This window comes from Phenylobacterium sp., assembly GCF_020253645.1.
In the GTDB taxonomy this organism is placed as follows: domain Bacteria; phylum Pseudomonadota; class Alphaproteobacteria; order Caulobacterales; family Caulobacteraceae; genus Phenylobacterium.
Genome location: NZ_JADCBG010000187.1, coordinates 1 through 9126, shown reverse-complemented (window position 1 = coordinate 9126; position 9126 = coordinate 1). Strand labels below are relative to the sequence as shown.

The window sequence follows — 9126 nt, the reverse complement described above, 5'->3', positions numbered from 1 at the left end:
GGATCATTTCCAGCGCCCGCAGCGCAGGAGGCGAGAGCAGGTCGTACCGGTCGGCCACCCGGGGATTGCCCCGATCCGCCGCGAACAGATACTGCATCAGGTCGTTGGTGCCGACGCTCACGAAGTCGGTCATGGGCAGAAGCGCATCCAGGTGCCAGATCAGCGAGGGCGCCTCGATCATGGCGCCGACATCCAGGCGAGCCGGCTCAGGCCGTCCCCTTCGGTGCGCCCAGGCCACCTCCTGATCCACAAGCGCCCGGGCTGCGCGGAACTCGTCGACGCTCGCGACCAGGGGGAACATGATCTTGAGCGGCCGTCCGCGGGCTGCGGCGATCAAGGCCCGGAGCTGGAGCCTCAGGAGGGCGGGGCGATCCAGGCCCATGCGCACGGCGCGCCAGCCCAGGGCCGGATTGTCCTCCCTTTCGGCCTCCATGTAGGGCAGCACCTTGTCTCCGCCCAGGTCGAGGGTCCGGAAGGTGACCGGGAGGGTTCCCGCAGCGTCCATCACCCTGCTGTAAAGGGCGGTCTGCGCGGTGAGCCGCGGCATCTCCTCGGCGACCATGAACTGGAACTCGGTGCGGAACAGGCCAATCCCCTCGGCTCCGGCCTCCTCCAGCATGTCGAGGTCGACGTCCAGCCCGGCGTTCATCAGAAGCCTGATCTTGGCTCCGTCCCGGGTCACAGCCGGCCGGTCGCGCAGCCGGGCGAACTCCGCCCGCCTCTGCCGCCGGACATCCAGTCGGGCCTGAAGGGCCTTCACCACATCCGGCCGCGGCCGCAGATAGGCCTCGGCGGTCTCAGCGTCGACGATGACGGTGTCGCCCTCCGACACCTTGTCGCGAAGGCCGGGCAGGCGCCCCACGCAGGGTATGTCGAGCGCCCGCGCGACAATGGCTGCGTGGCTTGCGCTTGAACCCTCTTCCAGCAGGAGTCCCTTCAGCCGGGTGCGGTCGTACTCCAGCAGGTCGGCGGGGCCCAGGTTTCGAGCGATGAGAATGGCGTTTTCAGGCAGGTCCCTGGCCAGGACTGCGTCGCCGGCAAGGTGACGCAAGAGGCGGTCGGCGAGATCCTCGAAATCATGCAGCCGCTCTCGCAGGTAGGGATCGCGAGCCTGCCCGAGCCTGGCCCGGTGTTCCGAGCGAACCCGCTCCACCGCCGCCTCTGCAGTCAGGCCGTTGCGAACGGCATCCTCGAGGGACCGTCGCCAGCCGCGGTCATGGGCGAACATCCGGTAGGTCTCGAGCACCTCGTAGGAGGCCTCGACCAGGCCATGCTGTCCCTCGAGCATGCTGTCGATCTGGGCCTGGAGCGCGGTGATCGCCGCGCGAAGCCTCTCCTCCTCCGCGGCGACATCCTCGGCCAGGAGATCTGAAGGGGCGACCGGCGGCTCATGAAGGACCGCCACGCCAAGGGCCAGGCCTTCGGCGAAGCGCGCGCCCTTCAGTCGCTCCGGCTTCTTGGGCACCAGGTCGATATTCTGGAGGGGCCCCTCCGCCGCGAGTTCGCCCCCCGCGACCATCTCCGCGAGGACCATGGCGATGATCTGCAGGTCCTCGACCTCGTCCTCAGAGTACACGCGCTCGGTCCGGTTCTGCACGACCAGGACCCCGATCGCCCGGCCGCCCCGCAGCAGGGGCACGCCCATGAAGGCGTGGAACGGATCCTCTCCGGTCTCCGGACGGTAGGAGAAGGCCGGGTGATTGGGAGCATCCGCCAGGTTCAGCGGGCGCCCCAGCCGCATGATCTCTCCCACGAGACCCTCACCGGGCTTCAGCCGGGTCAGATGCACGGCGTCCGGCGAAAGACCTTCGGTGGCGAAGAGCTCCATGAGCCCGTCCGCCTGACGGAGGTAGAGCGAGCAGACCTCCGCCACCATGGACCGCGCGATGATCTTGACGACCATGTCGAGCCGCGCCTGGACAGGTCCGCCCGAGGCGAGGGCCTCACGGATCTGCCGGAGCAGGCTGCGCTGCCCCCGGACGGCGAAACTGGCGGTCGAAATCGGCAAGGGCCCCTCGCAATGGGGGGAAAGCCCCCCGTCTCACAGTTGGCGTTCTAGCAGGAAGCCATGACGAACCGAAAACAATTGCCCGTGCAGAGGGCGTCCAGCCGATCGGCGCCCTGTTTTCGGGCAAGGACCTGCGCCATGGGAGAGATACGCCTTCGGGGTGAAACAGCCGCCCCCGCTCCGGGCGCGGGCGACCCCGGACCTGCTGACCGGGTGCGGTTCACCGCGCCGCGATTTCGGCGCCGGGGTCAGGGCAGGCGAGGGGAGGAGCCTTGGCGATCTCGGCTGCGGCCGCCTTCACATCGGCCTGGTAGGCGGGAGCCCTGGAGACCCTGTCGTGGATGGCCAGCCCCAGCATTCTGCCTGCAGCGACATCACTGGGCCAGTGCACCCGGCAGTCGACCCTGTGCTGGCCGACCGCGGCGCCCCACGCGCGGAGGGGCTCGCTGCGGGCCGGGGCGGCGTCCGAAAGGGCAAGGGCCAGAAGCCAGCCGATCCCCGCGTGACCGCTGGGATAGGCGAATCCAAGCTTGTCGCCCTGACCCGCCGCGACGAGGGCGTCGCAGGCCGGGCCGCCATCCGCGGTGAAGGGTCTGGCCCGCCGATAGGTGGTCTTGGCCAGGTCCATGGGACCCACGAAGTCGCCCATCAGGGTCATCATCAGCTTCTGGACCGCGGGGGTCTTCTCTGCGGAGACCTCGACCCCGACGGCGCAGGACAAGGAACGCATGAAGGCCGCGTCCGGGATCCGCGTTTCCCGGATGGCCGCCCTCCAGGCCGGCCCGCCGACGCCGGCCCGCGCGGCCGCCGCCACCGTCCTGTCGTAGGTCTCCTCGGATGAGCCGGGCGACGGTGGGGGCGGCAGGATGCGGAGCGCGTCCACCGCCGGTTGACCTGCCAGATAGCTTCCGCGGGCCTGAGCGGCGCCCAGGCTGGCTGGAGCAGCGGCGATGAGGACGAGGGCGAGGGCAAGGACGGGGCGCATAAGGGGTCTCCGGCTGATCGTGGCTTTCAGGCTAAGCGCATTGTCCCGTCATCGCCACGCCGTCATAATCTCTTCATGAAAGCGGCTGCGTCGCCGCAGGGGAGGGGAGGCATGCGTTATCGGCTCGCCGCGTTTGGCGCGGCCCTGATCGTGGCGGGCGCCCTTCTCGCCTCCTTTGTCCAGACACGAGGTGGCGTCGAGGTCTCCGAGGCCCGTTGGCGCACCGCGGAAGGCGCCGTGATGTCCGGGCTTCTCTACCGGCCGCCGGGTCTTTCGGAGACCCGCCGAGCGCCAGCGGTCCTGCTCAGCCACGGCTATATCAACACCCGGGAGATGCAGAGCCCCTTCGCGATCGAGCTCTCTCGCCGCGGCTTCGTGGTCCTGGCCATGGACATGACGGGGCATGGCGGCTCCGGCGGCAATGTCGGCGCCGCAGGCTTCGGCGGCCCTTCGGCCCTGGCCTTCCTGCGCAGCCGCCCCTTCGTTGATCCGGGCCAGATCGGCCTGGCCGGTCACAGCATGGGCGGGGGTCCGGTCCTGGCGGCCGCCCGCTCGGCGCCCGACGGCTACCGGGCGGTGGCCCTTGTCGGTTCCGCTCCGGGCCTTTTCGGCCCCCCGGCGGATGTGAGCCCTGACTTTCCGCGCAACCTGAATGTCGTCTTCGGCGGCCTTGACGAGTTCGCCGCCCTGATGTGGCGGACACCCAAGGGGACCGACCTGCCGGACTCGGAGAAACTGCGGACCGTGTTCGGCCTGACCACTGCCGTCGAGCCCGGCCGCCTGTACGGCGACCCCTCGCTCGGGACCGCGCGGAGGTTGGACCTGCCCCATGTCACCCACCCCTGGGAGCACTTCTCCCGCGGCGGGGTCGCCCCGGTCGTCGACTGGATGCAGGCGCGGCTGGACGGGGAGGCCCATCCCCGGCCGGCCAACGAACAGATCTGGTTCTGGAAAGAGGCTGGAACCCTCGTGGCCCTTGTCGGCGCCGCCCTGCTCCTGCTGGGGGCCTTCGACCTCGTCCTGAGCCTGCCCTGGCTTGGCGCCCTTCGTCGCGCACCCGAGCCGGCCTCGGCGGTCCGGGGCGCCGGCGGCTGGATCGCCCTCGTCCTGACAGCCGTGCTGCCGGCCGCCACCTACCTGCCCTTCATGAAGCTGGGCGCCTTCTGGTTTCCTTCCACCGGCTTTCCCCAGTGGGTCCAGAACCAGCTGCTGGCCTGGGCCATGGCCAACACGGTCCTCGCCGTGCTCATCGCCCTGGTGCTCCGGAGGGGCCGACCGGTCTTCAGCGTGGACATCGTCCGGTCCATCGTCGCCGCGAGCCTGTCCGTGGGCGCCGTCGTCCTCGCCCTCGCCCTTGTGGACCGCCTGCTCCAGGTGGACTTCCGCTTCTGGGTCGTGGGCTTCCGGCCCCTGACGGAGGCGCGCTGGGCGACCTTCCTGACCTACCTGCCATTCTGGATCTTGCACGCCGTGATCGCCGTGCGTGGCCTCTGCGCCCTCCTGGCGGTGGACGGCGCGAGCCGCCGGATGACCTACCTGACCGCCGCGGGCGTCATGGGCGGCGGCTTCCTGGTCCTGGCCGTACTGCAGTATGCGACCCTCTTCTCGACCGGCCTGCTGCTGACCCCGACCGAGCCGCTGAACGTGATCGTGGCCCTGCAGTTCATTCCCCTGCTGGCCTTCGTCGGCGTGATCGCCGTCTTCACCTGGAGGCGGACGAACAGCTATCTGCCGGGCGGGCTGATCTGCGCCCTGTTCCTGTGCTGGTACGTCACCAGCGGTACGGCGAACCACTGGTCGCCGGACTATCCCATGACCTTCCCGCCCGCGGCCCGCGACCGCTAGGGGGCTTCAGAGCTGGTCCAGGCCGTAGGCGGCGTGCAGGGCGCGGACGGCCAGCTCGGTGTAGGCCGCGTCGATCAGGACCGAGATCTTGATCTCCGAGGTCGAGATGACCTGGATGTTCACGCCCTTTTCCGCCAGGGCGCCGAACATTGTCTTGGCCACGCCCGCATGGCTGCGCATGCCGACGCCGATCACCGAGACCTTGGCGACATCCTCGTTGACCTTCACGTCCTCGAAGCCGACCTGGCCCTTGAGGCCGCGGACAATCTCCACCGCCCGAGCCGCATCCCGCTTGCCGACCGTGAACTCCATGTTGGCCGTGTCCGCCGTACGCGCATGGCTCTGGACGATCATGTCGACATTGACATTGGCGTCCGCCAGGGCGCCGAAGATGGTCGAGGACACGCCTGGATGGTCCGGCAGGCCAAACAGGCTGACCTTGGCCTCGTCCCGGCTATAGGCGACTCCGCTGACGATCCGCTTTTCCATGATCTCTTCCTCGTCGCACACGATGGTGCCCTGGCCCGGGGCCTCGCCGGGCTCGACAAAACTGGACAGGACCCGCACCGGGACCTTCTGGGCCATGGCCAGCTCGACCGAGCGGGTCTGCAGGACCTTGGCGCCCAGGGACGCCATTTCCAGCATCTCCTCGTAGGAGATGCGCGAAAGCTTCCGGGCCCGGGACTCGATCCGCGGATCGGTGGTGTAGACCCCGTCCACGTCGGTGTAGATGTCGCAGCGTTCGGCCCGGACGGCGGCGGCGATGGCCACGGCGCTGGTGTCCGATCCGCCACGGCCCAGGGTGGCGATGCGGCCGGAGGTCGTGACGCCCTGGAAGCCGGCGATCACCGCGACCTCGCCCGCGTCGAGGGCGGCGGAGAGCTTTTCCGGCGGGATGTCATCGATTCGGGAACGACCGTGGGCGTCGTCGGCCACGATCGGCACCTGCCAGCCCATCCAGGACCGGGCCGGGAGGCCCATGTTGCGCAGGGTCATGGCCAGGAGGCCTGCGGTCACCTGCTCGCCGGAGGCCACCACCACGTCATACTCGTCGTCCGAGGCGGGCAGGCCCTCTGCGGCCGGGCCGGCGGCGTCGGTCCAGGCCACCAGCTCATTGGTCTTGCCGGCCATGGCCGAGACCACCACCGCCACCCGGTGGCCCGCCGCCACCTCGGCGGCCACGAGCCGCCCGACGCGCCGGATGCGCTCGAGGTCGGCGACGGAGGTTCCGCCGAATTTCATGACCAGCCGCGACATGGCTCGGATCTCGCCCTCCAGACCGGAAAGACCGGGGTTCTAGCGGCGGGGCGGGGACGGAGCAACACCTGGCGGACGGGCTTTTCCCGGTGCGGTCTGACCGATCGTCTGGTAGACCCGGGCCATGCCCGAGCCCGGTTCCAGCATCGATCCCTCCGAAGTCGAGAGGTTCTCCCGCATCGCCGCCGAATGGTGGGACCCGAAAGGCAAGTTCGCGCCCCTGCACCGGTTCAACCCCGTCCGCCTGTCCTTCATCCGCGAGCGGGGTCTCGCCCACTTCGGCCGTGACGGGGGAGACCGTCGACCCTTCGAGGGGCTGCGCCTGCTGGACATCGGTTGCGGCGGAGGCCTGCTGTCCGAGCCCATGTCACGCCTCGGCTTCGACGTGACCGGGGTGGACGCTTCCGAGCGAAACATCGGCACCGCCCGCACCCACGCCGAACAGACCGGTGTTCCCGTCACCTATCTCTGCTCCACCGCCGAGGCCCTCGAGGCCGAGGGGATCGCGCCCTTCGACGTGATCCTGAACATGGAGGTCATCGAGCATGTGGCCGATCCCGGCGAGTTCCTGCGCACCTGCGGGCGACTGCTGGCGCCGGGCGGCCTGATGATTGTCGCCACCCTCAACCGCACCCTGCGCGCCCTGGCCCTGGCCAAGATCGGTGCGGAATACGTCCTGCGCTGGCTGCCGGCCGGCACCCATGACTGGCGCAAGTTCCTGACGCCCGACGAGCTTCGCGGCTTCCTGTCGACCGAGCCGCTGGACATGCAGGGGCCTTTCGGGGTCAGCTTCAATCCCCTGTCGGGAGCCTGGCGCCTGTCGTCCGATTCCGGGGTCAACTACATGATGACGGTGACGCGGAAGTCGGGCTGATCCCGGGCGCATCGTCCCGAGGGAGGGCGGCCCATGTTCGGATTGATGATGGACAGGCCCCTGACCCTGCCCACCATCCTGGAGTACGCCGCCGCCTGGCATCCGACGCGCGAGATCGTGACCCGCACGGTCGAGGGGCCCATCCACCGCTATGGCTACTCCGACGCCCTGGCCCGGGTGAAGCGGATGGCCAACGCCCTTCGGGGGCTCGGGGTGAAGCCGGGCGACCGGGTGGCGACGCTCGCCTGGTCCACCCACCGGCACTTCGAGCTCTACTACGCCGTCAGCGGCCTGGGCGCCGTGCTGCACACCATCAACCCGCGCCTCCACCCGGACCAGGTGGCCTGGGTCGCCAACCACGCGGGCGACAGCCTTCTTTTCTGGGACATCAGCTTCGCCGACCTCGTACCCGGGATCGCCCCGCGGCTGGAGACGGTCACGACCTTCGTGGCCATGACGGACCGGGACCACCTGCCCGACGGGGCCCCTGCCGGGACCCTGGTCTATGAGGACCTGGTCGCCGGCGCCGCGCCGGACTTCAACTGGCCCGAGCTGGACGAGCGCCAGGCCTCGGCCCTCTGCTACACCTCGGGCACCACCGGAAACCCGAAGGGCGTGCTCTATTCGCACCGCTCGACCGTACTTCACGCCATGTCCGTGATTCAGCCCGACTGCTTCGGGCTCGGGGCTGCGGACGCGATCTTGCCCTGCGCCCAGATGTATCACGCCAACGCCTGGTGCACGCCCTACGCCGCCCCCCTTGTGGGCGCCAAGCTGGTCCTTCCCGGCCGTCATCTCGACGGCCCCTCGGTCTGTGAGCTGGCGGTGGCGGAGCAGGCGACCTTCCTCCTGGGGGTGCCGACCATCTGGGTGGGCGTGCTGGATCACCTGGACGGGACCGGGCAGTCCCTGACCAGCGTGCGGACGGTCGCCGTGGGCGGCTCGGCACCCACCGCCTCGCTGATCTCCCGGGTCCAGGAGCGCCTCGGCGCCGATGTCCGGCAGATCTGGGGCATGACCGAGACCAGTCCCCTGGGCGTGATCAACACCCCCCTGGCCACCCACGCCGGCGAGAGCCCGGCCGCCGCCCTAGCGCGCAAGCAGAGGCAGGGCCGCGCCAACTGGGGCGTCGAACTGCGGATCGTTGGCCAGAACCGGGAGGTCCTGCCGCACGATGGCGTTCATTCCGGCGCCCTGCAGGTCCGGGGGCCGTGGGTCGCCTCGGCTTACTACAGGAACGACGGCGCCGAGGCCTTTGGCGATGACGGCTGGTTCGATACGGGTGACATCGCCGCCATCGACCCCGAGGGCTACCTGCGCCTGACCGACCGGGCCAAGGACGTCATAAAGTCGGGCGGGGAGTGGATCTCCACCCTCGACCTCGAGGACGCAGTCTCGTCCCATCCGGCCGTGGCCCTGGCCGCCGCGGTGGGAATCCCGGACCCCAAGTGGGACGAGCGGCCCCTGCTGCTGGTGGTCCTGCGGCCCGGCCACGTGGCGGCCCCGGAGGCCCTGCGCGAGCATGTCGCGGCGCGGGTGGCGAAGTGGTGGGTCCCCGACGAGGTGCGGATCGTCGAGGCCCTGCCCATCGGACCGACCGGCAAGGTGTTGAAGCGAGAGCTGAGGGCGGGGTTGGCCGCAGGCTGAAAAGAGTCTGGCGCGCGTCGCCCCAAGGGCGATAAGGTCTCTCCCGATCCAGCCTCCAGGCTGGCGCGTCGTAAACGCCCGCAGGGGCGAGACTTGGGGAAATGCCGACATGAAGGCCGCCGTTCTGCGCGAAGTGGGCAAGCCGCTTCAGATTGAAGACGTCCAGATCAATAAGCCTGGACCGCGCGAGGTCCTTGTCCGCACCAAGGCCGCCGGTCTGTGCCACTCGGACCTCCACTTCATGGAAGGCTCCTATCCGCATCCGCTTCCCGCCGTCCTGGGCCACGAGAGCGCCGGCGTCGTCGAGGCGGTGGGCTCCGAGGTCCGCACCGTGAAGCCGGGCGACCATGTCATCACCTGCCTGTCGGCCTATTGCGGTCACTGCGAAAGCTGCCTGACCGGACGGCTGTCGCTCTGCGTCAGCCCCGAGACCAAGCGTGAGTCCGGAGACGAGCCCCGCCTGACCCAGAACGGCGCGCCCCTGCCGCAGTTCCTGAACCTGTCCTCCTT

7 protein-coding genes are annotated in these 9126 nt (G+C 69.6%); 4 read left to right on the top strand and 3 right to left on the bottom strand.

What is annotated here, in order from left to right; genetic code table 11:
* A partial coding sequence (gene ptsP, locus INE98_RS12530; protein ID WP_293539264.1) for a phosphoenolpyruvate--protein phosphotransferase occupies positions 1–2002 on the bottom strand: 2002 nt, incomplete at its 3' end.
* 226 nt (positions 2003–2228) lie between these two features.
* Positions 2229–2993, bottom strand: a complete 765-nt coding sequence (locus tag INE98_RS12525) for a phosphatase PAP2 family protein (protein ID WP_293539263.1) — start codon at positions 2991–2993, stop codon at positions 2229–2231.
* Positions 2994–3104: 111 nt separating this feature from the next.
* Here INE98_RS12525 and INE98_RS12520 point away from each other — a divergent pair, with 111 nt between their 5' ends.
* The gene (locus tag INE98_RS12520; RefSeq protein ID WP_293539262.1) at positions 3105–4838 is read left to right on the top strand and encodes an alpha/beta fold hydrolase; all 1734 of its coding nucleotides are present in this window, start codon (positions 3105–3107) and stop codon (positions 4836–4838) included.
* A 6-nt stretch (positions 4839–4844) separates the two neighbouring features.
* On the opposite strand, the gene INE98_RS12515 is transcribed toward INE98_RS12520, so the two are convergent.
* The gene (locus INE98_RS12515) at positions 4845–6095 is read right to left on the bottom strand and encodes an aspartate kinase (RefSeq protein ID WP_293539261.1); all 1251 of its coding nucleotides are present in this window, start codon (positions 6093–6095) and stop codon (positions 4845–4847) included.
* A gap of 124 nt (positions 6096–6219) precedes the next feature.
* Between INE98_RS12515 and ubiG the strand changes: the two genes are divergently transcribed.
* From ubiG to INE98_RS12500, 3 genes are all read left to right on the top strand, one after another.
* The gene (gene ubiG, locus INE98_RS12510) at positions 6220–6969 is read left to right on the top strand and encodes a bifunctional 2-polyprenyl-6-hydroxyphenol methylase/3-demethylubiquinol 3-O-methyltransferase UbiG (protein WP_293539260.1); all 750 of its coding nucleotides are present in this window, start codon (positions 6220–6222) and stop codon (positions 6967–6969) included.
* Positions 6970–7002: 33 nt separating this feature from the next.
* The gene (locus INE98_RS12505) at positions 7003–8616 is read left to right on the top strand and encodes a long-chain fatty acid--CoA ligase (protein WP_293539259.1); all 1614 of its coding nucleotides are present in this window, start codon (positions 7003–7005) and stop codon (positions 8614–8616) included.
* 109 nt (positions 8617–8725) lie between these two features.
* The coding region (locus INE98_RS12500; protein WP_293539258.1) for an alcohol dehydrogenase catalytic domain-containing protein at positions 8726–9126 on the top strand (401 nt) is incomplete at its 3' end.